Consider the following 25,439-nt stretch of genomic DNA (forward strand, 5'->3'; position numbering starts at 1 on the left):
TCAGTTCCCCGTCAGCCTGCCGTAGCAGGCTTGGGCTTCATGCTTGATCCGCTCTTCGTCCAGCAGCGTGCTGGCGCCGTCCTTGACGACCTGGATGCCGTCCACCCATACGTGGACGACATCGCGGCCGGAGCCGCTGTAAGCCAGATGGGAGACCAGATCGGACTGAGGATAGAAATGCGGCTGATCCGTATCGATCGCGATGAAATCGGCTTTCATCCCTGCTTGCAGCGAGCCAAGCATCGGCTGGCGGATCGTAGCCGCTCCGCCGAGGGTAGCCAGCTTCAGCGCTTCGGCCGCCGGCACGACAGTGGGATCGCCGGATACTCCCTTGTGGATCAGAGCCGCAAGCCGGATCTCGTCGAAGAGGTCGAGATTGTTGTTGCTGGCAGCGCTGTCGGTGCCGAGCGAGACGGTGACGCCGGCCCGGAGCAGATCCGGCACGCGCGCGACGCCGCTGGCAAGCTTGAGATTGCTGGCGGGGTTGTGCGACACGGCCGCGCCTCTGGCGGCAAGCAGCTCGATCTCCGCATCGTTGAGATGGACGGCATGGGCGACAAAGGCGGGACGCGAGAAGAAGCCGAGCTTGTCCAGATGCTCGACCGGCCGCAGGCCGTACTCGCGGACGTTCTGCTCCACCTCGGCTGCGGTCTCCGACATATGCGTGTGTATCGGCAGGTCGAGATCATGGGCGGCCTGAACGAACTTCTCGATGAATGCCGGCGGACAAGTGTACGGAGCATGCGGGCTCATCATCGTCATGATGCGGCCGTTCGCTTGGCCGTTCCAGTCCTTGGCGAACCGGACCGCTTCATCCAGCTTCTGGAGCTGCACGTCTTCCGGGCACAGCCCGATGGCTCCGCGCATTAGAACGCCTCTCATGCCGGACTGCTCGACGACTTTGGCGACCTCATCCATCCGGTCGTACATATCGACGAACGTCGTCGTTCCCGACTTGAGCATTTCGAGCACGGCCAGCGAAGATCCCCACCGGACATCCTCATCCCGGAACTTCGCTTCCATCGGCCACATATAATCCTGCAGCCAGGTCTGCAGCACCTCGTCGTCGGAATAACCGCGAAGCAGCGACATCGCCGCATGGCCGTGCGTATTGATCAGCCCCGGCATGAACGCGAGGCGGCTGCCGTCGATCCTGACTGGCATTGCGTCAGCATCGGCCGGGCGCTCTTCCCCTATGTAGGCAATCAGGCCGTCCTCGATTACCATATGCCCCTTTAGTACGGGACGCCTTTCGTCCATCGTGACGAAGGTTCCGTTTTCAATCCACCATTTGCTCATGTTCGGTTCCTTCCTTATCCATGTAATAGGCGAGGCTCAGCAGCTGGGTCGTAAAATCGGCATAATGAATTCTAACCTTCTCCGGAGCCTTCAGCACGACCGGGGCAAAATTGAGAATCCCTTTGACGCCGGCCGCGATGAACCGGTCCGCGACGTTCTGAGCCTCCGCGGCCGGCACCGTAATAATGCCGATCTGAATGTCCTGCTCCTGCACGGCCTGCTGCAGCCGATCGATCGGCTGCACCTCGAGCGAGTTGATTCGGGTGCCGATCTTGGCCGGATTGGCGTCGAACACCGCAGTGATTTTCATATTGTCCTTCAAATAAGTGCTGTAGTTGCATAAGGCATGCCCCAGATTGCCGGCCCCTACGAGCGCAACGAGCATCACCTGGTCCAGCTTGAGGATGCCTCTGATCTTCTCGATCAGGTAGTTGACGTCATACCCGACGCCCTTGCGCCCGAATTCCCCGAAATAGGCCAGGTCCTTGCGGATCTGAGCCGGATTGAGCTCGAGCTTGAGGCCAAGCTCCTGCGAGCTGACGGTCTGCACATCGCGCACATGAAGCTCGCCCAGCACTTGCAAATAAACGGGCAGCCGGCGGACGACCGCCTCCGATATCGCTTTTCCCTGCTTGCTCATTGCCGGACCGCCTCCTTGGAGTCTTCGGACAGCCATTCCCTCATTCTCGGAACGAACTGATCCGCATGCATATGTTCAATTTTAGGTCCAGGCAGCGAATAAAGGAAGTGTTTCCCATAAAACGTCTCGATCACTCTCGTATCGTAAATGAGGACAATTCCCTTGTCCCGGGAAGTTCGGATCAGCCGTCCGAACCCTTGCTTGAAGCGGATGACCGCCTGCGGCACGGACAGCTTCATGAACGGATTCTGCCCGGATTCCTGAAGCATCTCCGCCTTCGCTTCCTGAAGCGGATGGTTCGGCGGCTGGAACGGCAGGCGGACGATCGCCAGGCAGATGAGCGCATCGCCGGGAATGTCGACCCCTTCCCAGAAGCTGCTCGTCCCGAGCAGCACGGATTCGGGCTGCTGCCGGAAGCGGCGGGTAAGCTTGCTGCGGTTGCTGCTGTCGAGCCCTTGCCCCAGCACTTGAATGCCGGAGCCCTGAAGGGCTTCCTTCAGCGGATCGTATACCTGCTTCAGCATCCGGTAGCTGGTGAAAAGGACGAGCATCCGCCCTCCGGTCTCACGGGCCGCTTCCGACAAGGAGGCGACCAGCGCGCTTAGATAGGCCGGATCGGCCGCGGCTCCCTTGACCGCCGGGAAGTTACGCGGAATCATGACAAGCGCCTGGGAGCGGTAATGGAATGGCGAAGGCAGAAGCACGGTGCGCGAGCGGCGCTCGTCCGCCATGTTCAGTCCCAGCTGTTCGGCGGCGTAGTGGAACGACTTTTGCACGCTCAGCGTAGCGGAAGTAATGACGACGCTCTTCTTGCTGTCGAAGAAATATTCCCGGATCTGCCCGCTGACATCCGCCGGAACCGTATTGAGCTGGATGCTCTTCGTCCGCGCGGAAGGATTGGACTCGATCCAGTACACCATCTCCGGCTTGTCCGCCCGCACGAACACTCGCAGCTCGTCCCGGATGCGTCCGGCATCCTTCACCGCGCCGGCCAGATCCGTCAGCATGCCTTGAAGCACCGTATCGTCCAGCTTGTCCTTCATGTCCGAGAGCATCTTGTCGAGCACCTTGATCGTCCGGTTCATTTCCTTGAAATAGATGCCTTCCTCGTTCTGGATCGGCTCCCATTGGCTCGGCAGGCTGCCCGGCTTGAGGCGCAGGACGCTCTGCCCCGTCTCGGTCTGGCCTCCTCCGGAAGAGGCGGCCGCCAGCGACTGGAGCTGCTCGAATACCGTCTCCCAGCTGTCCTTGAGAGAGCCGAAGCGCGGAATGATCTCGTCCAGCTGCTCCGTCCACTTGGGCACTTCGTCCTCGCTCTCTCCCTGGATGTGGGAGCGGAGCTGCGGCAGCAGGCCGCTGCGCGAATCCTTGGCGAGCCGGTTCGCCAGGTTCAGGAACGAGTAGAAGCTGAGCTGCTGTCCAAGATGCTTGCCCGCCACTTCCTCCACCTGATGCCCCTCGTCGATGACGAGATACTCATAAGACGGAAGAAGGCGGTGATCGGCTCTAATATCGGTAAATAAAAGCGAATGGTTGGTAATGACGACGTCGGCGAGATTCGCCTCCTGCTTGGCCCGGTGATAGAAGCAGCGCTTGAACCACGGACAGGCCCGGTTCAAGCAGGAATCGGCGTCGCTCGATACGGTATTCCAGAATTCCCCTCCGCGATTGCCGAAGTTGATCTCTTCCTGGTCTCCGGTCTCCGTCTCGCCCAGCCAGACGACCATCTGGGACGCCGTCTGCCGCTCTTCGGCCGTTGCGGCGAAGTCCAGCGACTGAATTTTCGTTTCGAATTTGCGGAGGCAGATATAGTTGCCTCTTCCCTTGAACACGCTGGCGCGGAAGTCGAAAGGAAGCACCTGCTTGAGCAGCGGCAAATCCCTCTGCCTGAGCTGCTCCTGCAAATTGATCGTATGAGTGCTGACGACAATCTTCCGTTCGTTCTTGACGCCGAAATAAAGGGAAGGAATAAGGTAGCCGAGCGATTTCCCCGTGCCGGTCCCGGCTTCAATCAGCAGATGCCGGTTGTTCTCGAAGGCGTCGTTCACCTCGCGGAACATCGTCTGCTGGGCTTCGCGCTCCTCATAGTCCGGGAACAAGGCGGTAAAGCCTTCCCGCACCTGCTCCAGATAGTCCTCGAAGCTGACGCTTTCGAGCGGGTTGTCGTTTCCTTCGTCGCGGGGAGGCTCCTCTTCCGTCCACTCTCCGGCTTTCATGGCGAACTGGCGGAAATAGCGGTGGCTGTCCGTATCCAGAGCGGTGGACGCTTCCCGGAGAGCCAGCTCCTCGCGCAGCATCCATCCGAGATCGTTGTCGGCGCTCAGCATGACGAACCGCTGCAGCGTCAGCAGCGGCAGGCTGCGCAGCTTCTTCACGCATTCGGCGAACAGGATCGCCGTGGCCATCGCATCGCTGTCCGCGCGATGATGCTGATCGTGGCGGATGCCGAACTGCTCGGACACAGCCCCGAGCTGATAGGAGCTCAGGGAAGGATAAAGCATGCGGAGCAGCTCGACCGTATCGAGCTTTCTGCCGTCGAACGGCGAATAGCCTGCCCTGTCGAGAGCCATATTAAGGAAACCAGCATCGAAGGATACATTATGGCCGATCAGCACGGCATCCTGCAGCAGCGGAATCATTTCCAGCAGGAGATCGTCGGGCTCGGGAGCATCCGCCACCATGGCGTCGTCAATGCCGGTAAGCTGGGTGATGAAGGCTGGGATCGGTCCGCTAGGGCGCACAAAGGAGTTCAGTGTCTGGAAGACATTGAACTCCTCGTCCATCAGCACAAGGCCGACTTGTATGATTTCATCCTCGCTGCTTGTTCCGGTCGTTTCTAAATCCAGTACGGCATAGATCATTCGAAGCAAAACTTCCTCTCACAGGCAAGTCAGCTCCGCACTCCCGAAATAAAGGGATAAGGGCCCGGGAGTCTGCCGGCATGACTTGAGATTGGTTATTGGATCCTCAAAAGCCGGATCGATTTTGTGCGCCTGCCGGAACAGCCTCTCCGCATGGTCCATGTTGAGGCGCACCGCCTGTATGCAGCCGAGCGCATTGAAGCCGATCGCCTGCCAGCGGGGGTGGTCCGTGAGGCTGACGAGCAGCTTGAAATGAAGCTCGGCATCGCTCCATTGCTGCAGATGCATCAGCGTCATGGCCAAATACATGCGGGCCAGATCGCATTCCGGCGAGCATTCCACCGCTTCCTGGAAATGCCGGGCCGCCTGCGGAAACATGAAAAGCTTGAAATATCCTTGGCCCTTGGCAATCCTCTCCACATTGTCGCCCGACACATCCATGGCGAACGATCCCTGATGGGGCTTGGAAGCCATGTCCATCCCATTGGCGATCGCCGGACCGCAGGGTGCTTCCTTCATAGCCGCGGTGACCATGCCGGTGCCTGCGATCCGGCTGTCGGAAGCTCCTGTGGCGGCAGCGGACTGCGCACCTCCAGCTACCGCGATTTCAGGCAAGGGGAAGGATGTGCCGGCCGTGATGCCTGCGGATGCCGCCGCTGCCGGGAATTCCTCGCGGAAATCCGCCATTTTCTCTTCCAGGCGAAGCCATTCCTCAATGAACTGGTCGCTGATTCCTCGCAGCTGGGCGAGCTGCTCCAGCATCTCTTTGCGTTCTTCGGAGCTGCAATGCGGGTAACGCAGCATGATGTCGTCCAGCAGATCGTTCATAACGGCAAACAGCTGTTGAAACATCCCGGACACCCGCCTTCCACAGGGAATAAAGGCTATGCAAATGACAGCAATGACCGGTCAAGCTCTCTCCGGTACCCTCATTCTGTGTTTTGGCGCCCTTTTGTATACCCTGCGGAGCAGTTCCCTCAGACGTAAGGATAAGGATTAAAGGATGACGGCATGAACTTCTTCATCCATAACCTGGACCGGCTGGTTGCCGTCGTCCAGAATGACAACCTTCGGCTTGTAGGCGCGGGCTTCCTCTTCGGACATGGCCGCATAGGAAATAATGATGACCTTGTCGCCCGGCTGCACGAGACGGGCTGCCGCTCCGTTGAGACAGATGACGCCCGAATGCCGCGGACCTGGAATGATATACGTCTCCAGCCGGGCCCCGTTGTTGTTGTTGACGATCTGGACTTTCTCGTTCGCCCAGAGATCCGCCTTTTCCATCAGAGCTTCATCTATAGTAATGCTTCCTACATAGTTCAGGTTCGCTTCCGTCACCGTCGCGCGGTGCAGCTTGGATTTCATCATGGTACGGAACATTAGTCCTGACCTCCTGTCAGTGGAGTATCGCGTTGTCGATCAGTCTCGTCGAGCCGAACTTCACCGCAAGGGCGAGCAGCATCGGTTGTCCGAAGCCGCTCAGCTTGACGCCGGGAAGCAAGGCCTCCAATGAAGGATAGCTTCTCAGCTCCGCATAGTCAATGGCGGCAAGCGGCGCTTCGGTTATGGCCGACCTCACCCGGGCTTCCAGAGCGCCCGCTGTCATGCCGGGCTCCTTGGCCCAGTCCGCAGCGGTCCGCAGCGTCCGGGAAAGGACGAGCGCCTGCTGCCGCTGCTCCGGCGTCAGGTAGACATTGCGCGAGCTGAGCGCCAATCCATCCTGTTCCCTCACCGTCGGGCAGGGAACGATCTCGACGTCGAAATTGAGATCGTCGACCATTTGCTGCACGACCGCCACCTGCTGGGCGTCCTTCAACCCGAAGTAAGCTTTCTGAGGCTTCACCAGATTGAGCAGCTTGCTTACGACCGTGCCGACACCGTCGAAATGGCCGGGGCGGGAAGCGCCGCAAAGAGCTTCGGTCACTTCGGAGACCAGCACTCTCGTCAGCGGCTTGCGCGGATACATCTCCTCGACGCTCGGCATGAAGACGATATCGGCGCCTTGCTGGCGCGCGAGGCGCAGGTCTCGTTCCTCGTCGCGCGGATAGCGGTCGAGATCCTCGTTCGGCCCGAACTGCAGCGGATTGACGAAGATGCTCAGAACGGTCAAGCCGTTTTCCGCCGCGGAACGGCGGATCAGGCTGCCGTGCCCGTCATGGAGATAGCCCATCGTCGGCACGAGGCCGATCTGGAGCTGCGGCATGGCCGCCCGCCGAGCGGACAGCTCCTCCCGAAGGGAGGATAGGGTCCTCAGCACGAGCGGTTCCGTTTTGACAGCTGCTGCGTTCATTTCCGTTCGCCTCCGTACAGAGCGCCGACCGGCGCGGCAGCGGCAGCTCCGAAAGTGTGCTCGGCCGCCGGGAAGCTGCGGCCCTTGACTTCGCTGACATACTGGCCGAGCGCCTCGCGGATCGTCGATCCGACATCGGCGTAGGTTTTCACGAATTTCTTCGCGCGGTATGGAGATGCGTACTGGATCAGATCGTGGTAGACGAGCACTTGCCCGTCGCAGCCGGGACCGGCTCCGATGCCGATCGTCGGAATCGTGAGCTTGCCGGAGATGGCCGTCGCAATCGGTTCCGTGACAAGCTCAAGGACGACCGCGTAAGCGCCTGCCTGCTGCAGGGCGAGCGCGTCGGCTTCGAGGCGAGCCGCCTCTGCTTCCAGCTTGCCTTGGATCTTGTATCCGCCCAGCTGGTGTACGGACTGAGGCGTCAGGCCGATATGGCCGATGACGGGAATGCCGGCCTGCACGCAAGCGGCGACATGCTCCGCGATCTCCTCGCCGCCCTCGATCTTGACGGAATGGGCGTGGCCTTCCTGCATGAGGCGTCCCGCCCCCCGAAGAGTCTCCTCCCGGCTGATGCGCGCCGTCATGAACGGCATGTCGACGATGCGGAACGTGTTCTGTGCTCCGCGCGCGACCGACCGCGCGTGATATATCATATCGTCCAGCGTTACCGGTACGGTCGTGTCATACCCGAGCACGACATTTCCGAGCGAATCGCCGACGAGAATAGTGTCGATTCCCGCTTCTTCTGCCAGTCTGGCCGACGGGTAATCGTATGCCGTCACCATCGTGATCGGCTCTCCCTCTGCCTTCATTTTTTGCAGTTTCGTAATCGTGAGCGCTTGTTTCATTTCGCGTTGTTCCCCTTTCGGTACCCATCCAGGTTAGTTTGAACACAAAAAAACCTTTTAGCCGCCGCTAAAAGATCCAGCCCGAAAAAGGATGTCAAAAACGCCTGCGGGCTTTCCTCTTGTCTCGGTCCTGAAGCGGCTCAGAGCAAAAGTCAACGCACTGCTGGTCATGCAACATTCCTTCTGTGAAACGGCAGATGAACTGAGCTTCTGCCCGGCTGTGCCAGTGCGGTTCGGATTTTGTCGATACCGCCCGGTCACCTCCAGTATAACAGATCCATTCATCTCCGTAAACGAAGCCAAAAGCCGGCCCTTTTACAGGACCGGCTTGAAAAATCAGGATCGGACGGGCTCGCCCATTTCGGCCGAGAACAACGCCGTGATCGTGCCGTCCTCGAGCTCGACCTGAAGCGCTCCGCTCTCATGAAGCCCGATAGGCGTTCCCTGGATAACTCCCTGAGGAGTCGAGATGGCGATCTTGCGGTGCAGAGACACCGACAAGGCTTCCCACAGAAGCTTGACCGGAGCGAATCCTTCCGCCAGATAAACCTTGTACAGCGACTCCCATTCGTTCAGGAAGGCGGCCGCGATTAGCGCCCGGTCGAAGGTGCGGCCTGCCGCGATGCGCAGCGATGCCGCACGCTCCAGCAGCTCATCCGGATAGTCGCCCTCAGCCAGATTTACACTGATGCCGACGCCGGCCACGATATGGCGGATCCGCTCGTCCTCGGCTGCCGATTCCAGCAGGATGCCGCTCAGCTTCTTGCCTTCATGAAGCAGATCGTTGGGCCATTTGATGCCGATATCCAGCCCGGTCTGCAGCCTCAGCGCCCGGCATAGGGCGACCGCCGTAAGCAGGGTCAGCTGCGGTGCGCTGCTGACCGGCAGCGGCGGACGGAGCACCAGGCTCATCCAGAGCCCCTTGCCGTACGGCGACACCCAGCCGCGGCCCATCCGGCCGCGGCCGCTCAGCTGCTGCTCCGCCAGCACGAGCGTCCCTTCCTCTGTTCCTTGTTCGGCGAGCTGGGCTGCAATGTTCTGGGTTGAATCCACCTTGTCCATCAGCAGCAGCCTGCGGCCGAATTCCCGGGTCTGCAGATGGGCCGCTATCGACTCCTCCGTCAACAGGTCCGGCTTGGATATCAGCCTGTATCCCCGCTTACGGGAGGCCTCGAAGACGAATCCCGCCTCCTCCAGCTTGCGGATCTGCTTCCAGACTGCCGTCCGGCTCACTTCAAGCTCCCTGCTGACCGCTTCCCCCGAGAGGAATTCGTCGCCGCTTTCTTCGAAAAGTCGAAGCAATTCTTCCGTATTCATGACGGCGCCATGCCTCCTTGCTCCTGATCATACAGCTCTGCCGCTCGTTCCAGCAGAGGCTGGCGTTCATTGGGTATCGATTGTCCGGCAGCCTCCAGGGCCAGCCGTTCCAGCAGCCTCCCCATCCAAGGTCCCGGCCGGGCGCCGATCCGCTGCTGGATATCCTTGCCGTCCACCGCCAGGCCGCCGATGCCGCGTACCGGCATCCGCTCCATCCAGGTCCGGATCTCCGCGGCGGAAGATTCGCAGCCGGGAGGCAGCGCTTCGAAGTCTAGTCCAAGTCCCGCCGAAGCCGCCTCCTCCATCAAGCGCAGCCAGCTCTCGGCGGCCTCCGCGCCGATGCCGAGCACAGCGGCATGCCATTCCGAAGAGACGGGCTTGTCACCACAGCCGGTCATCCGGCGATGGATCGAGAGCACGGATTCCAGCTTCTCCTTGCGGGCCCGCGAATACCGCAGCCGCCGGAACCATTCCCCGGCCATGTCCTTGTCCATCCCGAGCACGATGAACAGCCCTTGCCAGCGCTGCTCCCCATCGGTGAGCTTGTCCAGGGCGGCGAGCCTGCCGGACAGGCTGTCGGCTGCCTCATTTTTTCTGTGCAGCATCTTATGCTTATGGGCGGGACCGGGGTGCGGCAGCAGCCCGCCCGGCAGCAGCAGAGGCTCCTTGAAGCATTCCGCAAGCCCGCTTGCATACAGCCAGGAAACACCGGATGAGATGCTCCCTTTTGCAGCGATGCGGTCAAGCTCCAAGCCTATTCTTTCCATTGAGACATGCTTCAGGCTGCCGCGATGGCCGAGCAATGCCCGCCAGGTCGAATGGGACAGCCGGAAGCCGTAGACAGACGCGAACCGAACGGCCCGCAGCATCCGCAGCGCGTCCTCGCCGAAGCGGGCTTCGGGATTCCCTACGGCGCGGATAAGCCCGCGCCGCAGGTCCGACATGCCGCCGAACGGATCCACCAGAGCTCCGTCCGGATGCAGAGCCATCGCATTGATCGTGAAGTCGCGCCTCTGCAGGTCGCCTGCAAGCTCCCGGATGAACGATACCTCGGACGGACGCCGGTGATCGGCGTACTCCCCTTCCGTGCGGAAGGTCGTCACCTCGTACAGCTCTCCCCCATGCCGTACGGTTACGGTTCCGTGCTGAAGGCCGGTCGGAATGCTGTTCGGGTACAGCTCCATCACTTCTTCCGGAGAAGCGGAGCTCGCAATGTCGACATCCTTGAGCGGCAGCCCAAGCAGCATGTCGCGAACGCAGCCGCCTACGAATACGGCGGTATGGCCCGCCTCCTGCAGCCTCGTCAGCACAGGAGCCGCATCCCGCATCTCTTGAGGAAGCGGCTTGATGGGCTCCCCGTTCATCCCTCGCAAGCCGGCACGGGCAGCTCCGCCTCCATGCCGAGCACCCGGTAATAGATCTTCTCGTATTCGCGCGTGATCCGTTCATTGCAGAATTCTCCGTAAGCGCGCTTGATGCACGCGCTGCGGAACTGATTGTACATGGACGGATTCGTCAGCAGCCTCGCCGCATTGCGCGCCATATCGGCCGTGTCGCCGATCGGCGACAGGAAGCCGGTCTCTCCATGCGAGACGAGCTCGGGAATGCCGCCTGCCGTGGACCCGATCGTCGGAACTCCGCAGCCCATCGCTTCAAGCGCGACTAGCCCGAAGCTTTCCTTCTCGGATGGAAGCAGCATGAGGTCCGCCAGGGAAATGACTTCGGCCACGTCCTCCTGCTTGCCGAGGAAATGCACCCGGTTTTCCAAGCCCATTTCGCGGATTTGGCACTGGATGCGCGACAGCTCGGGTCCTTCTCCAACGAGCAGCAGCTTGGAAGGGACATGCTCCGATACCCGGCGGAAGATGTCGATGACATCGCCGACCCGCTTGACCGGACGGAAGTTGGAAATATGCATCAGGATTTTCTCGTCCGGCGCGGCGTAATCCCCTCTCCGGCTGGATGTATCCCGAGGATAATAGACTCTTTTGTCCACGAAATTGTAGGTCAAGTCGATTGGAGTCGTAATATCCAGAAGCTCCCTCGTCTCGCGGATCAGATCCTGGGAGACGGCCGTCACCGCGTCGCTCTCGTGAATGGCGAGACGGATCAGGTCCTTCAGCGACTCGTCCTGCGCCAGCACTGTAATGTCGGTGCCATGGAGCGTCGTCACCGTTTTCAGGCCTTTGCCGTGAATCTGCTTGGCCAGAAACGCGCATACGGCATGTGGAATCGCATAGTGGACATGCAGGATGTCGAGCTTCTGCATCTCCGCGACCTGAGCCATCTTGCTGGCGAGGCTGAGATCGTAGGGAGGATAGCGGAAGACGTAATAGTTGTTGACCTCGACCTCGTGAAAGAAAATATTTTTGTGGAATTGGCCCAGCCGGAAAGGAATGCTGTGCGTGATGAAATGGATTTCATGTCCGTTCTCGGCCAGCAGCTTGCCGAGCTCGGTCGCGACTACGCCCGATCCGCCTAGGGTCGGGTAGCAGGTAATCCCGATTTTCAGTTTTCTGGTCATGTGGGTTCCTCCCGCTCGTGGCGCTCTGCTTCCATATGTATTCCCCTTGACGGGGCTTTAGGCATCAGCCGATAAAATACGACACCGGATGAGGCTTCTTGAGCGCAAAGCCTTCCGCATGGGAAAAGCCCGCAGCTTGTCCGGTCAAGTAGTCGCGATATTCGACCCGCTTGACATAGCCTTGAGTCAATGGCGTGTCCACCCTGCCGTCGCCTGCTGCTGCCGGGGCGAACTGCGATTCGTACGCCGACAGCGCTTCGAGCTTGCGGCCGATGAAGCTGCTGATGTCCACGGTCAAGGCGATGTCGCGCTGGTCGTTGATGTAATAAAAAACAAGCTGCTCCACGTTGACCGGCTCCAGGTCCGAATCCGGCAAATAACGTCTCAGCTTGGCGTTGAATACCGCTTCTTCGACCATGGCGCTGGCCGCGTTGTGATCCGGATGGCGGTCCTGCCAATAGGGAGCGAACACGATTCTGGGCTTGCGCAGCCTGATTTCCTTGGTGATGGCAGCCAGCTGGGATGCATCCCCCGTCAGGCCGCGGTCGGGAAGGCCCAGGCAGCTGCGGACGGTCAGGCCGAGTATTCCGGCGGCAGTCTCGGCTTCCTGCTTGCGCAGCTCGACGTTTCCGTTGGAGCTCATCTCCGATTCCGTCAAATCGCAGATTCCGACCGTCATTCCGGCATCGGTATGCTTCAGGATCGTGCCGCCCATGCCGATCTCCGCATCGTCCGCATGGGCGCCGAAGACGAGGATGTCTGTCTGCTGTCTCATCCTCTTACTCCGGCTTGTATTTGTGGACCAGCTCGCGCCAAGCGAAGTCCCCCCGCTGCATCGCCTTGACGAGCAGCTCCGCGGTCGCGATATTGGTCGCTACCGGTATGCCCTGGACATCGCAGAGGCGCAGCAGGGCGATGATATCCGGTTCATGCGGCTGGGCCATGAGCGGATCCCGCAGGAAAATGATGAGATCGAGCTCGTCCTGGGCGACGAGCGCTCCGATCTGCTGGTCGCCGCCGAGCGGACCGGACATATAGCGGTGGATGTTGAGGGATGTCTTCTCCATAATGCGCGAGCCTGTCGTGCCGGTCGAATACAGCTTGCTGCCGGCGAAAGCTTCCTCGTAAGCGGTGACGAAGTTGACCATCTCGTCTTTTTTGCGGTCATGCGCGATAAATGCAATGCTAAGCATCGCTCTCACTCCTTCATGTATCGATGCGTTTGTTGTGCGGCTGTCATGGCTCCATGATATGTTCGAAACCATAGATGAGGCCTTCATATGTCATCACTTTCTTGATCGCATGGGCGACGCCAGGCATATAGCCGGCTCTGTCATAGGAATCATGGCGGATCTTGAGCGTCTGTCCGAACGCTCCGAAGACGACCTCCTGCTGGGCGAACACGCCGGGCAGCCTCACGCTGTGGATTCTGAAGCCGTCGTAGTAGCCGCCGCGGGCGCCCTCGATCGTCTCTTCCTCGCGAGGATTGCCTTGCTTCAGCTCGCGCCGCGCCTCGGAGATAAGCTCGGCCGTCTTGATGGAAGTGCCGGAGGGGGCGTCCAGCTTCTGGTCCCCATGGTATTCGATGATTTCAAGATGGGGAAAATGTTTGGAAGCTTCCGCGGCGAATTTCATCATCAGAATCGCCCCGATGGAGAAATTCGGCGCGATCAGCCCGCCGATTCCCTGCTGCTTGCACAGCTCGTCCAGCTCGGCGATCTGCTGCGGGGTAAAGCCTGTCACGCCGGCGACGGGCCGGATTCCGCGCGTTACGGCTTCCAGAGTGTTGGAGTAAGCGGACTGCGGCACGGTGAAATCGACGAGAACGTCGATTTCACCGCTGTCCAGCATCGCCTCCAGCGATGGAGACACCGTCACGCCGCATGGCTCGAGACCGACAAGGCGGCCCGCGTCGACAGCCCCGGCCGACGGGGACATGGCGCCTGTCAGCCGAAAGCTTTCATCCTGCAGCGCCAGCTTGACGACCTCTCTGCCCATTCTTCCGGAAGCGCCGGCTACCGCGACTTTGATAGGAGTATTCATGATATCGATCCCCTCGAGTTAAATAGTCGGATTGCTCCATACCGTTCAGCGCGGCTTGTTCGTCGGCTTGATCGCCCGGTTCAGCTTGCGCAGAAGAATGCGGGCTTCCTCAGAGGAAGGATCCAGCCTGCATGCTTCCATTACGCAATCTTTTGCATCCTGGAGCCGATTGAGCACGTAATAGCATTGTCCCGCCGCGAGGCTGGCCTCGGCGTTGAGCGGATCCAGCAGCCGGGCCTCCTGGGCGAATAGAAGAGCCTCGGAGGCATTGGCAGGGCCGGCCGCCAGCAGCAGCTTGGCATCCGAGACGAGCCTGCGGGAGTCCACGACATCCAGATGGAATCGGTACTCCGCATGGCCCGGATCCAGCTCGCTGGCAAGCTTGGCATGATGAAGGGCGAGCTCCCATCTGCCGCTGCGCGTGCAGGAGACGGAGCATTTATAATGAAAAGACGCATTGTCAGGCTCCAGGTCGATTGCTTGCCGGAACCATCCGATCGCGCCGTCGAAGTCGCCGCCGAGTATGGATTCGTATGCTTTCTTGATGCAGCTTTCCCCGTCCATCCGCCCACCTTCCTTCTCAGAGGATGATGGTACAGCATATGCCCGGAGCTTTATTGCGGTTCGCCGTTTTTGCGGGTCCAGCGGTCCGCGTCCCTCGTATTGAACTTGTGCATGACGGCATCATGCGCCTTCGTCAGATCGATGTTCAGCGAATTGGCGAAGCAATTGAGGATGAAAAGGATGTCCCCCAGCTCCATCTCGACGGAATTGTCCGCCTCGTCCGGCTTCTTGGGCTTCTCTCCGTACGTATGGTTGATTTCTCTCGCCAGCTCGCCGCATTCTTCCGTGAGTCTGGCCATGAGGGACAAGGGGCTGAAGTAGCCTTCCTTGAACTGGCTTATGTAATCGTCGACTTCCCGCTGGATGGCGGCAAGAGATTTTTCGCTCATGGACAAGTTCCCTTCTTTGCAAGGTATCTTTACCTATGTTATCCTAAAGCAGTTTTGAACACAATATTTAAGCCCCTGCCCATTAACGGCTCGCGCCCATGGCAGGCAAGCCAAGCGATTTTCAAGGAGAAACCGTCTATGTCCAAATTGTCCAAGATTCAATGGAACTACATTTATCGCACGATCTTCCCGATCATGCTGGGAACTGCCATTTACGCCTTCGGCCTGCAATACTTCGTCCTCCCGAACCAGCTCATGGAAGGCGGCGTCACCGGCATCGGCATCCTCCTCAACTATGCGCTCGGATGGAAGCTGTCCATCACGACGCTTGTCCTGAACATTCCGTTGTTCCTGGTCGGCCTCCGCATTCTCGGCAAGCTGTCCATGGTCATGACGATCATCGGGACGGTCAGCCTGTCCGTATTTCTGGCTATCTTTGAAAAAGCGATTTCGGCCGGATGGATGGTGCCTTTCTACGCCGAGCATGATTTCATTCTGGCCGCCCTTTACGCCGGCGTCACGCTCGGCATGGGCCTCGGCATCGTCTTCCGCTTCGGCGGCACGACAGGCGGCGTCGATATCGCCGCGCGCATCCTCACCCGCTCCAAAGGATGGAGCATGGGCCAGATCATTCTGGCGTCGGATGCCATCATCATAGGCCTGTCGCTCATCTACATTCCGAAGGAGAAGGTGCTCTACACGCTCGTCGCCGTGTTCATCGCCTCCAAGCTGATCGACTTCATTCAGGAAGGCGCGTATGCGGCCAAGGCGTTCTCCATCATCAGCGAGCACGGCGAGGCCATCGCCGACAAGATCACCGTGGAAATGGAGCGAGGCGTCACGCTTATTCCCGCCGTCGGAGCCTACTCCAAAACGGACAAGCAAGTCGTTTACTGCGTCGTGTCGCGTCAGGAAATCCGCACTCTTCGCATGATCGTCCGCAGCATCGACCCCCGCGCATTCATCGTGATCAACGACGTCCATGACGTGCTTGGAGAAGGATTCAAAGAAGAAGCCTGACCGGTTGCCGGCCAGGCTTCTTCTTTTTATTTGCGGGCGACTCCGTTATGGCTTGGCGGCTCGCCTTTGGCCGGATGCACCCGGACGCCGTGCTGGCCGCCTCGGTAATTGCTCCAGCCGGCATAGCCCAGCACAGTGGCAATGAGCGGCACAAGCGCATAAAGCATCCAGCCTCCCGGCATGTTCGGACTCGCCGGCGGCGCGACGGCAGGCTCCGTCGCATCGTTGCCTTCGGACCCTGCGGCGCGGAAAAGCGTGTCCGCCGTCTCCGAAACGGAACGGAACGATTGAATGATCCAAGCCGATTGAGGGTCGCCGCTCGCCTTCAGCAGCTTTCCGCTGTAGGCCACAGCCTCCCTCATCGCCTCGGCCTGGAGCGGATCGCGGCTCAGCAGCACGGCCGGCTCGATGACCTCCCAGTGCCGCTCGAGGGTGGCAAGCCTCGCCGCTGCCGCAGACTTGGCCAAGCTGCCGCTGGTCGTCCAGGCGATCGCGACCTGCCGGGCATCCTCCTTGAGCAGAGGCTCGTACTGCAGCCATAACGCCTCTCCGCCTCCCGCCAGGCTGTCCGCTGCCAGCCTCAGCCTCGACGCAGCCTCCAGAAGCTTGTCCGCTTCTGTCCCTGCGGACAGCGCTGCCTTGGCATCGGACAGGCTCTTGTCAACCGCCGCCCAGCCGGCACTATATCCATGAGAGCGCAGGCCGCGGTCTCCGGCCAGCTTCGCAAGCTTGACAAGCTCGTAATAGGAGCCGCTGCGGTCCCCGTTCACGACGGCCGAATACAGGTTGTTCGCGGTGCTCCGGAATCTTTGCGCGGGCTCGGCAGCCGAGCCGGTCTCCGAATTGCCGATGTATGCGCCGCCCGATGCGAACACCGCTCCATGCAGCAGCAGCAGGGCAGCCGCCCCTGCCAATAAGCCGATCCACACTCCAGTCCATTTGCCGGACATGCCTATCCCTCCTGTCTATCCTACTACTATGCTTGCGGATAGGGAGATATGTACGGCTTGTACGCTTGGGATAGAAGCTTGCGATAGAAGCTTGACATGGGAGCGGGCATGCACGGCCCTCGGCATTGCTGCAAGCGGTCAACTCGCAATCCCGTTTCAGGCAAGCGGTTAGCCGGCGTTCACAGCGCATGCATGGAGACATCGGGCTCATTCAGGGCTCGGATTCGTTGTGGCAAGCAGTCAGCGCTGCTGCCTTCTGCGTCCAAGCGTCTGCGCCAGCCAGACGGCCAGCAGGCTGAATATCGACAAGCCGATCGTGAAAGTACGCACGGCGGGCACATCGTTCTCCAGCGCGTTGGGAAGATAAGGGTAAATGCCGTAGTGGTAATCGCAATAATCGTTGAGCAGCAGCCAGCCGAACGCGGCGAGCGCGGCGAGCTTGCCGAAGGCCATGAATCGGACATAGAGCAGAGCTTCCAGCGCCATGCCCAGATGAGAAGCCATCAGCATGAAATGGGCGGGCTCCAGCATCTCGCCGCGGGCTGCGCCGGCAAGGATGATCGTCGTTGCCCAGATGCCGTATTTCACGGACGTAACGGTCCCCAGCCCTTCAATGGCGACACGGACCGTCCTGCCGAGCCGTCCCTGATTTCCAGGCGGAAAGAGCAGATAAAGCAGGCTCAAGGTGAAGAAAAGGCTGGCTGTCGGGCTGTCCGGAACAAAAACAAGCTGCCAGAGCGGATTGCCGGCGTCGACGGTCGCTTCCAGCTGTCCTTTGTACCAATAGTATCCGTACACGGTGCCGAGCGCGTTGACGACGAGCAGCAGCCACAGGAATCGGCGATTCAACAAAGCGTAGCGGCTGAACAAATTCGAAAACAAGACGATGAGCCTCCTTGGTTAGCGTGCGTGTCGCCCTTTAAATAATGATAAGCGTCGGTTGACGAAAAAGCCTGATCGTCCGGGAACGATCAGGCTGGTTGTCTTATTGAGCCGCTTTTTGCTTGGCGAGCCAAGTGGTGAGCGTATCGATCTCTTCCGCGGAAAGAGTGTCCTTGAAGGCCGGCATGCCGCCCTTGCCGTTGGTGACGATTTCCGTCAGCTGCGCTTTGTCCAGCAGATCGCCGACGCCGTGCAGGGATGGAATCTTCGCTCCGGCTTGGCCCTTGAGGTCCGTGCCGTGGCAAGTCATGCATTTGGCCTTTTCCATGATCGTCTTCACGCCGGCGTTGTCGGCATCGACGAGAGCGACGTCCTCCTTCGGCTTCGTTGCCGAAGGCGGTTCTTCGCCGGAAGCGGCCGCTTCGCGGGCTTTTTCCTCACGCTCGATATGCTCCGGCACCGTATTGGTGATCTCGAGCTCATGCTGATAGTGATCCCAGCTGACCTTGGTCAGATAGTAGCACGACACCAGCGACAAGAGCATGAGAGTCGTTGCGATCGGACGGCGGTAGAAGCGGCGCTCCTTGCCCGTATCCAGGAACGGGGCGAGCAGCAGCGAGCCGAAAGCGACGCCCGGTACGCCCATAACGCCTAGCGGTACGTACGATCCCGATACCCAAGGATACTTGAGCAGCTGGTACAGGAACAGGAAGTACCAGTCCGGCATCGGAATGAACGCCGAGTTGGTCGGGTCCGCCGGATATCCGAGCGGTGGCGGCTCTGCGATCGTAAGCACGAGGAATCCGACGAGCACGACGCAGCCGACCATCCATTCCTTCAGCAGGAAGTTCGGTATGAAGGCTTCCGAACGTCCCGGGAAGGAAGTGTAGTCCGGCGGGATGCTGTTGACGGTTTCGCGCTTGCGAACACGGGAGTCGCCGACATAAACGACTTTTTCGTTTGAATTGTTGCCGTGCGCCATGTGAGTCCCTCCTCTACCGTTATAGAGGACCCGCGATGCCTTGCTTGCGGATCATCAAGAAGTGCGCAGCCAGCAGAGCCAGCAGGGCGCCTGGAAGGAAGAACACGTGAATCGCGAAGAACCTGGTCAGCGTAGTCGCTCCGACGATGTCTCCTCCCTGCAGGAAGACTTTGATGTACTCCCCGATATAAGGCACCGAATCGGCGATCTGAATGCCGACCTTGGTTGCGAAGTACGCTTTGTTATCCCAAGGAAGCAGGTAACCGGTGAAGCCGAGTCCAAGCATGATGAAGAAGATCAGCATGCCGACAACCCAGTTCATCTCGCGCGGAGCCTTGTAGGATCCGGTGAAGAAGACGCGAAGCGTATGTAGGAACATCATGACAATAACGAGACTGGCTCCCCAGTGGTGCATGCCGCGCACGATCGAGCCGAACGGCACCTTGTGCTGAAGATAGTCCACGCTCGCGTAAGCGTTGATAATATCCGGTACGTAGTACATGGTGAGGAACATGCCGGACAGTATCTGGATAACGGTAATGAAGAACGTCAATCCTCCGAAACAATAAACGAAGGCTGAAAAGTGATGCGCGGGATTGACATGCTCCGGCACCTCATGGTCCGCAACATCCCTCCACAGGGGCGTCACGTCAAGACGTTCGTCGATCCAGTTGTATACGCTTTTAAACATCTGAATTAACGCCTCCTAAACCCTTGTGTTCGGAACGATATCGCCCAGGTAAACAAAGCCGTTCTCGATCTTGATCTGATACTCGTCAAGAGGAGCCGGCGCTACAGACAGGTTTTTGCCGTCTACGGTGTAGTGGGCGCCGTGGCAAGGGCACACATATTCGTTGTTTTTCTCGGTGTTCCAGCCGATCGTGCAGCCCAAGTGCTTGCAGATCGGAGAAAGCGCGAAAATCTTGCCGTTGTCGTCCTTCATAATCCATGCGGCCTGCTCGGGATCGCTTACATACCACCCGTCGACTTGATGGATTTTGAACTTGAACTCCGTCGGCTCGCCGACCTTCACTTTGCTCTCTTCCACAACCTTGACGAAGCTGCCTGCGGAGCGTTTCTCCAGCAGCGGATCAACGGCGAACCGGATCATGGGCAGGACGGCTCCGCCGGCCATGAATGCGCTGGCTCCTCCGAGGGTGTAAGCCAAAAACTGCCTTCTCGACATTTCCTTGCGCTTCACGGGAGCGTGTGCGGATTCTTGATTTTCGTGAGTACTCATCTGTTCAACCCCCTTTGCAACCATATCGGATGCCTTGTCCGCCAGACATTCCGTGTCGAACCAAGCAATTCCTATCATACTTTAGACGTTTGGGAGCGTCAAGAATTTGGAAGTTCATTGTTCAAAAATCGCTCCCATCTTTGTTGCTAATTTGTCACATTTGAGGGCGATCGCACGGGGCGAGTTTACAATCATTCCCTGACAAATGGTTTCCCCTTCGCGGAAAGAAATTATGCATCCCATTCGTCGCGGAAGCTTCATTCCGCATCCTCAGGCTTTCCATAATTCCCGGATCCGCAAGGAGATGTCGGAAGGCCCCGGCAGCGCTCCGCTGTCATCCGGTCCAAGCGCCAGATCCGCCTCCTCCAGCCCCGACAGGTCGACCGCGGCCGATGCGGCGATGACATAGCGGAAGCCTCCGCTTTTGACTTTCCTGATCAGCTCGTCCAATTCGGACAGTTCATGGCCGAAGCGGTACTGCACCGCCGGATAAGAAATGATTCTGCCCTTGAACGGAATTTCCGCCGCGTCAAGCAGATCGCGCAGCTTCTCGAGCGCCTCGGCCGCCTGCCAAGGAGATTCCGTGCCGGATAGGCCGGTTACCGGAAGCAGGCAAGTATCCATGTACGGCTGCAGCTCGGGCCAGCGCTGACGTTCAATTTCGCTGAATTTCATGCTGTTCCACTTCCTTTGTTATTTTCGCCTTCCTTATGTTACCTTGAAGGGACTCTTTTGCCAACATCCTCAGCCTGCCGGATTCTTACGCTGCGCCTTCATGGTTCCATTCCCCGGCAGCAGCCGGCATGCGGGTCGAGGCCCGTCCGTCGCGGCAAAAAAAGACAGCCTCCGGCCAGCCGCGGAAGCGGCCGGACCGAAGGCCGACATGAAGCGGGACAACTCAGCGGCGGAGAGCGTTCCACTCTTCGGACAGCTTCTGGAAGCGATCCCTGTCTCCGGTTTCGAGCGCATCGTTTATGGCTGCATAGATTTTGGCTCTGCGAAATTTAAGCAAGGCTTCATCCAGGATCATTTCAGCTGTCAGACCCAGCATGACTTCATAGTTCGCTTTCAATTTGTCCATCATAGGATACACCTCCGTATCGAATCATCCGTGCACCTATACAAGCTCTCTCCCAGATCTTCATGATGCCCGCTGCTAGTTTCCTTTCAGGTAGAGCGTACAGATGTAGAGACTGCCCGCAGCCATTCTTCTGCTATCATTCTATTCCGCCTTACTTCGGCAGGAAGATTACAGAAGCCCGGCCCCAATCAAATGTGCGGCAGCCCGAGTGCGACTTGCTAGAGTATGGTGCCGCCGCCCGCTTCGACATGCAGCACGTCCTGATGCTCCACATGGACGCCGGCCACGACCGCGCTTCCCAGCTTGGTCATCCTCACGACGGTGCCCAGCTTCTCGTCCTCCCCGATCCGCAGCATGCCCAGATGCAGAAGCATCATGAGAATCCGCTTGTCCATCACGGAATCGGCCGTATCGTAGTAATAAGGCTTGATGAAGGGAAGCAGGACGGCGCGGAGCGAATCCGCCGTCACCCAGCGGTCCGCCAAATCGTCGATCCAATGGGCGAGGGACAGAAGATTCGGGACTGCGCCCTTATACAGCCGGAGCCAGAAGCGATAGAGCTGTTCGGCAGTCGCCGCGCGCCTGTCCAGCAGCGCCTCGGTTCCCCTCTCCGACAAGACGAGCACATCCTCATCTTCCACGAGCCACTTATTATAGAAGCAATAGTCATAGACCAGCGAGAATCGTTCGGGATATTCCCGGAACCGGCGCCCGTATCCGAAGCGGAAAGCCGCTTTGGCCGGGGGCTCCTCCTGCACGCCGAAGCTCTCCATGATCTGCATGACTGTGCGCCTGTGCATATATCCGTCTCTCGTCAGCGGCACTTCGTGATGGCGGACATAAGAGAGCAAGGCATGCACATCCTCGCCGAGCAGCTCTTGTTCATCCCGGTACACGGAAGGCTCGCCCGCATAGACGAGGCTCTCGCGGAAGCGACGTCTCAGCGTATCGCGGAACTTCACCTTCAGATCTTTCGGAATTTGAAACAGATAACGCTCCGGGCCGCTGATTCCGTTGAACAGCCAGCCTTGCTGCTTGAAGCGGGAGATGATTTCCCTTGGACCCGATTCAGGCACGGGCTGAGCCTTGCCCTTGCGGCGGTTTTTCGGGACGCTGTCCGCATGCGGACGCTTCGTTTCCGCTATCCGCGACACGGCAGCCGCCTCATCGTCTTGAAGCTTGCTCGATTGCACCCGCGCGATCAACTCTTCCAGGCTGAACAATTCCCTTTTGTCGAATAGCAGAGAGTTGATGAAGCGCAAATCTTCCAAACGCATGCTGCCCACCTGAGCCTCGAAAACTTCCCTTGATCCCACCTTGGAAAGGATCGACTGAATCAGCTCGTTTTTGGAATGTCCGTTGCACTCGCATTGGTATACGTCCGCTATCCGGCTGAGCTGGGCGATATCGGCGTAACCCAGCATATCCGCGAAGTTCATTCTCTCTTCCCTCCTGCCATTTGCTAGTACCATTATGGGAAGATCCTCGACGTTTAAGACATGGCGGGAACGAAAAAAAACCTTCGCCGAAAGGCGAAGGTGACGTATAACCGGACTCGACTCGGCTCAGCTCTCGAGGTGGAGGGTGCAATTATGAAGCAGCGGCGTCCACTTGCTGCCGTCGAACTCAAGAATGGAATAGGACATGTTGTTGAGATAGGTTTGGCTGAGTCCGTCGCAGAGAACTTCCAGCAGTTGGGCCAGGTAGCTTCCGTGCGTAACGACGAGCAGCCTGGAATCAGGGTACTGCTCCTCCATGCGGGCGACGAAGGCTTGGCCACGCTCCTGCACGCGTTCATCCGACTCGATGCCCGCATCTGGATGGGTCCGCCACATCGCTCCCCAACGCTCGATTCTTTCCGCTTCCTTTGTCCCCTCTACAAGACCGAAGCTGCGCTCCGTCAGAAGCGGTTCCGGCTCGAGCAGCGGAATGTCCAGCTTCTCGGCGATGACTACCCCGGTTTCCCGCGCACGGACCAAAGGACTGGTCACGACTCCATCCCATATGTCGCCGTCCCTGAGCAGCCTGTCCGCAAGCCTTCCGGCCTGATCCCGCCCTTCCCCGTTCAGCGGTATGTCCGTAATGCCTTGAATTCGTCCCTCTGCATTCCAATCCGTCTTCCCATGACGGATCAGCCCCAGCTTCATCATCTTGTCCATTCTCTCCTTCGTTCTGAACCTAAAAATCCGGCCGCAAATGCAGCCGGAAACGGTCTTACCCTTATTTGCGAATTCGCGAAAGCCAATTCAGCATGAACAAAATCAGTACCAGCCCCAGCATGGACAAGATGATCCAATATTGCGGCGTTGTCGGCACGATATTGAGTATGAACGGATCGCTGACCTGGGCTACGGGAGTGTCGGCAGAAAAGCTCGCCTTGAACATCGTGCCCGATGAGGCGCTTGCGGTCTCCATCAATCCGGTCTGGGTAGCCGTTTCCGAATCCGCGTCGCCGCGGCTTAACAGCACGTATAACAAGCTGGTCGTAAACATCGCCAGGCAAGCTGCCACAGCAGCCGAAACCCGGTTGTTCAAATGCCTGCCCAGCGGATGAAACAGTCGCGGCTTGGGATTGTACCCGTCTTCCGCATAAATTCGATCCATAACCTGTCGGTTGACTGACTCAGCGGATTCCCAGGAAGCAGCTTCGTCTTCCTCCGCGAGCTGCCTGATCAGCAGCTCGCTTTCCTCCCACAAGCGGAAATCTTCCTTGCAAGCTATGCAATGCTTCAAATGCAGGTCGACGGACAGCTTTAAAGGGTCGCCTTCGGGGAGATCCCAGTAAAGGCCGAGCGCCTCCTGCACTTCATCGCATTTCATCGCAGCTTCATCCCTTCGAAATCTTCGCTCGCAACCTCTTCGAAGTAAGGCTCCAGCTGCATCTTCACGCTGCTTCTGGCGCGGAAGAGCAAGGATTTGACCGAGCTGACCGTGCCTCCAAGAATATCAGCGATTTCCTGATAATCCAATCCATCATATTCTCTCAGCACAAGCGCGGAACGCTGCTTCTCGGGCAAGGTGCGGATCGCATCTCTCACGAGCGACATGCGCTCCCCCTGAAGGATCTGCTGCTCTGGAGCGGCTTCCTCCGGCGCTGCCGGCATCAGCCCGCTCTCTTCGAGAGGGATATGTATGCTGCGCTGCTTGCGCAGCTCGCTGAGCACCGTATTGCGCGCGATGGTGTACAGCCAGGTGGAAAATTGGGCATCCACCTCACGGAAGGAGCTCAGGCTTCGATAGGCCTTGTAGAAGGTTTCGGAGCACAGGTCCTCCGCGGCAAGCTCCATCTTGGAGCTTCGCAGCATATGAAGGATGAAAGACATGATCTTGCGCTGGTAACGCCTCATTAATTCGGAGTAGAGCTCAATATTTCCGTCTTTGATTTGCCGGATAAGTTCGGAATCAAGCATGACAGGCGGTAGTACCTCCTCACCTGCAAATATTCCGTTCCGGTTAAACAATTGTACCGGAGCGGCTGCAGAAAGTTGCGCTGTCTGAAGAAAAAAAGTTCGAAGCCTCTTATGAGTATTTCGGAACGGCGGATCTCATTCTGTATAGATTCCAATTCGATAAGGAATTTCATAATCCTGCCGCCTTCGACAAGAATCATTACCCAATAATTGGATGGCCCAAAACTCACTGTATTGTAGCATGGGCTCGGAGGTAATATCGGAAAATGAGGAAAGTTTAAGAAAAACAAAAAGCCGCCTTATAAAAGGCGGCCCGCACAAGACGTGCGATGGAGTTGGATAGGAGTGGAGAGAAACCATACTGTAGTGCTAGTATAATGTATCCGTTTTCAATTTGTCAATAAGCGTTTTCATTTTTTTATTATGGAGGCTATGTTCATTAACATAGTTGATTTTCAGCCAAAATATTGCCTTAATAAACCGCCCTTTACAGGGTCTATCGCACCAATAGTTCAGCGCCGTCCATGCTTGTTATAACGTTACGTCTACCCACCTTCTGACCACTTCTTTTAGGAGCTCTCTTTTAACTTCGACATCTTTTATATCGGTAAACCTTATTGTGGCTCTGTCATTTGTTACCCATTCCATTAGTCCTTGCACATCTTCGAAGTAACGCTTCACGTTTATGCTTTCTTTTGCTTTGGCTCCTCGGTGAAGCACAAGTCTAAAAAAGCCATTTCCATGAAGGTTGAAGGTTATTCTATCATCATCATGAAAACAGAAACTCGGTGCATTCCATTTCACATGTTCGGAAAGCTCCCTATCCGTACCTAAGACGATCCTACGGACCTCTTCAATTTCCCTTTTCAATGGATGTACAAGATTCTGTAAATATTCTTCGACTTGTCGTTCGCCTGGAAGCTTCGCCATTTTGATCACTCCTATGCACATTTAATTGCTCAGTACTAATTTTGGACTTTGAACCATTTTCAACCTACGATATGGTCAATTTAATTTCGATTCCAAATGCTCCAGGTACTTTGTTGCCACTCCGTTGTATCTTTTACAGAAAACAGGCATGAGGACACCAACAGGT

General features: G+C 58.2%; 28 protein-coding genes. 1 reads left to right on the forward strand and 27 read right to left on the reverse strand.

Features of this window, described 5'->3' with window-relative positions; all coding sequences use genetic code 11:
- The 15 genes from PHU01S_RS05125 to PHU01S_RS05195 all read right to left on the reverse strand — a co-directional run bounded on the left by PHU01S_RS05125 (position 1) and on the right by PHU01S_RS05195 (position 14,778).
- A complete protein-coding gene (locus tag PHU01S_RS05125; protein WP_127506529.1) occupies positions 1-1,299 on the reverse strand; it encodes an amidohydrolase in 1,299 nt (432 codons plus the stop codon).
- Positions 1,280-1,939, reverse strand: coding sequence for a redox-sensing transcriptional repressor Rex (locus tag PHU01S_RS05130; protein WP_048749019.1), 660 nt, complete (start codon positions 1,937-1,939; stop codon positions 1,280-1,282). Before PHU01S_RS05130 ends, PHU01S_RS05125 begins: the two co-directional genes overlap by 20 nt.
- Positions 1,936-4,800, reverse strand: coding sequence for an ATP-dependent DNA helicase DinG (gene dinG / locus PHU01S_RS05135; RefSeq protein ID WP_048749018.1), 2,865 nt, complete (start codon positions 4,798-4,800; stop codon positions 1,936-1,938). Before dinG ends, PHU01S_RS05130 begins: the two co-directional genes overlap by 4 nt.
- An 18-nt stretch (positions 4,801-4,818) precedes the next feature.
- Positions 4,819-5,628, reverse strand: coding sequence for a hypothetical protein (locus PHU01S_RS05140; RefSeq protein ID WP_218032418.1), 810 nt, complete (start codon positions 5,626-5,628; stop codon positions 4,819-4,821).
- 168 nt (positions 5,629-5,796) lie between these two features.
- Positions 5,797-6,180, reverse strand: a complete 384-nt coding sequence (panD, locus tag PHU01S_RS05145; protein WP_021877944.1) for an aspartate 1-decarboxylase — start codon at positions 6,178-6,180, stop codon at positions 5,797-5,799.
- 16 nt (positions 6,181-6,196) lie between these two features.
- On the reverse strand, positions 6,197-7,090 hold the full coding sequence (gene panC, locus PHU01S_RS05150; RefSeq protein ID WP_048749016.1) for a pantoate--beta-alanine ligase: 894 nt from the start codon (positions 7,088-7,090) through the stop codon (positions 6,197-6,199).
- A complete protein-coding gene (gene panB, locus PHU01S_RS05155; protein WP_048749013.1) occupies positions 7,087-7,941 on the reverse strand; it encodes a 3-methyl-2-oxobutanoate hydroxymethyltransferase in 855 nt (284 codons plus the stop codon). Before panB ends, panC begins: the two co-directional genes overlap by 4 nt.
- A gap of 336 nt (positions 7,942-8,277) precedes the next feature.
- A complete protein-coding gene (locus PHU01S_RS05160) occupies positions 8,278-9,258 on the reverse strand; it encodes a biotin--[acetyl-CoA-carboxylase] ligase (RefSeq protein ID WP_021877941.1) in 981 nt (326 codons plus the stop codon).
- Positions 9,255-10,622, reverse strand: coding sequence for a CCA tRNA nucleotidyltransferase (locus tag PHU01S_RS05165; protein WP_127506534.1), 1,368 nt, complete (start codon positions 10,620-10,622; stop codon positions 9,255-9,257). Before PHU01S_RS05165 ends, PHU01S_RS05160 begins: the two co-directional genes overlap by 4 nt.
- Complete coding sequence (bshA, locus tag PHU01S_RS05170) at positions 10,619-11,782, reverse strand: N-acetyl-alpha-D-glucosaminyl L-malate synthase BshA (protein WP_127506536.1); 1,164 nt, start codon at positions 11,780-11,782, stop codon at positions 10,619-10,621. Before bshA ends, PHU01S_RS05165 begins: the two co-directional genes overlap by 4 nt.
- Before the next feature lie 64 nt (positions 11,783-11,846).
- Complete coding sequence (bshB1, locus tag PHU01S_RS05175) at positions 11,847-12,557, reverse strand: bacillithiol biosynthesis deacetylase BshB1 (RefSeq protein ID WP_049867237.1); 711 nt, start codon at positions 12,555-12,557, stop codon at positions 11,847-11,849.
- Positions 12,558-12,561: 4 nt separating this feature from the next.
- The gene (locus tag PHU01S_RS05180; protein ID WP_048749005.1) at positions 12,562-12,975 is read right to left on the reverse strand and encodes a methylglyoxal synthase; all 414 of its coding nucleotides are present in this window, start codon (positions 12,973-12,975) and stop codon (positions 12,562-12,564) included.
- Between the two features lie 43 nt (positions 12,976-13,018).
- Positions 13,019-13,825: a 4-hydroxy-tetrahydrodipicolinate reductase gene (gene dapB / locus PHU01S_RS05185; RefSeq protein ID WP_048749002.1), complete on the reverse strand. Its 807-nt coding sequence runs from the start codon at positions 13,823-13,825 to the stop codon at positions 13,019-13,021.
- 45 nt (positions 13,826-13,870) lie between these two features.
- Entirely contained in the window at positions 13,871-14,389 is a 519-nt protein-coding gene (locus PHU01S_RS05190; RefSeq protein WP_021877935.1) for a tetratricopeptide repeat protein, read from the reverse strand.
- Positions 14,390-14,439: 50 nt separating this feature from the next.
- Positions 14,440-14,778, reverse strand: coding sequence for a nucleotide pyrophosphohydrolase (locus tag PHU01S_RS05195; protein WP_049867236.1), 339 nt, complete (start codon positions 14,776-14,778; stop codon positions 14,440-14,442).
- Between the two features lie 138 nt (positions 14,779-14,916).
- Here PHU01S_RS05195 and PHU01S_RS05200 point away from each other — a divergent pair, with 138 nt between their 5' ends.
- On the forward strand, positions 14,917-15,798 hold the full coding sequence (locus PHU01S_RS05200) for a YitT family protein (RefSeq protein ID WP_127506538.1): 882 nt from the start codon (positions 14,917-14,919) through the stop codon (positions 15,796-15,798).
- Between the two features lie 26 nt (positions 15,799-15,824).
- Here PHU01S_RS05200 and PHU01S_RS05205 read toward each other — a convergent pair whose 3' ends face one another.
- From PHU01S_RS05205 to PHU01S_RS05260, 12 genes are all read right to left on the reverse strand, one after another.
- On the reverse strand, positions 15,825-16,748 hold the full coding sequence (locus tag PHU01S_RS05205) for a sporulation protein YpjB (protein WP_127506540.1): 924 nt from the start codon (positions 16,746-16,748) through the stop codon (positions 15,825-15,827).
- 240 nt (positions 16,749-16,988) lie between these two features.
- The gene (locus tag PHU01S_RS05210; protein WP_049867234.1) at positions 16,989-17,630 is read right to left on the reverse strand and encodes a DUF1405 domain-containing protein; all 642 of its coding nucleotides are present in this window, start codon (positions 17,628-17,630) and stop codon (positions 16,989-16,991) included.
- A 103-nt stretch (positions 17,631-17,733) separates the two neighbouring features.
- Positions 17,734-18,612: a menaquinol-cytochrome c reductase cytochrome b/c subunit gene (locus PHU01S_RS05215; protein WP_021877929.1), complete on the reverse strand. Its 879-nt coding sequence runs from the start codon at positions 18,610-18,612 to the stop codon at positions 17,734-17,736.
- A gap of 19 nt (positions 18,613-18,631) precedes the next feature.
- Positions 18,632-19,303: a menaquinol-cytochrome c reductase cytochrome b subunit gene (gene qcrB, locus PHU01S_RS05220; protein ID WP_048746929.1), complete on the reverse strand. Its 672-nt coding sequence runs from the start codon at positions 19,301-19,303 to the stop codon at positions 18,632-18,634.
- Positions 19,304-19,318: 15 nt separating this feature from the next.
- Positions 19,319-19,852 (reverse strand): ubiquinol-cytochrome c reductase iron-sulfur subunit, encoded by a 534-nt coding sequence (locus PHU01S_RS05225; RefSeq protein ID WP_021877927.1) that lies wholly within the window; start codon positions 19,850-19,852, stop codon positions 19,319-19,321.
- Positions 19,853-20,122: 270 nt separating this feature from the next.
- Entirely contained in the window at positions 20,123-20,527 is a 405-nt protein-coding gene (locus tag PHU01S_RS05230) for a DUF2487 family protein (protein WP_048746927.1), read from the reverse strand.
- Positions 20,528-20,750: 223 nt separating this feature from the next.
- Complete coding sequence (locus PHU01S_RS05235) at positions 20,751-20,936, reverse strand: IDEAL domain-containing protein (protein WP_021877924.1); 186 nt, start codon at positions 20,934-20,936, stop codon at positions 20,751-20,753.
- A 215-nt stretch (positions 20,937-21,151) separates the two neighbouring features.
- Positions 21,152-22,372, reverse strand: a complete 1,221-nt coding sequence (locus tag PHU01S_RS05240; protein WP_049867233.1) for a hypothetical protein — start codon at positions 22,370-22,372, stop codon at positions 21,152-21,154.
- A 126-nt stretch (positions 22,373-22,498) separates the two neighbouring features.
- On the reverse strand, positions 22,499-23,083 hold the full coding sequence (locus PHU01S_RS05245) for a histidine phosphatase family protein (protein WP_307721776.1): 585 nt from the start codon (positions 23,081-23,083) through the stop codon (positions 22,499-22,501).
- A 70-nt stretch (positions 23,084-23,153) separates the two neighbouring features.
- On the reverse strand, positions 23,154-23,738 hold the full coding sequence (locus PHU01S_RS05250; protein WP_127506542.1) for a hypothetical protein: 585 nt from the start codon (positions 23,736-23,738) through the stop codon (positions 23,154-23,156).
- A gap of 11 nt (positions 23,739-23,749) precedes the next feature.
- Entirely contained in the window at positions 23,750-24,343 is a 594-nt protein-coding gene (locus PHU01S_RS05255; protein ID WP_048746923.1) for an RNA polymerase sigma factor, read from the reverse strand.
- A gap of 531 nt (positions 24,344-24,874) precedes the next feature.
- Complete coding sequence (locus tag PHU01S_RS05260) at positions 24,875-25,273, reverse strand: DUF1801 domain-containing protein (protein ID WP_127506544.1); 399 nt, start codon at positions 25,271-25,273, stop codon at positions 24,875-24,877.
- Between the last annotated feature and the right edge of the window lie 166 nt (positions 25,274-25,439).

Source organism: Paenibacillus humicus NBRC 102415, assembly GCF_004000905.1.
Classification (GTDB): domain Bacteria; phylum Bacillota; class Bacilli; order Paenibacillales; family Paenibacillaceae; genus Paenibacillus_O; species Paenibacillus_O humicus.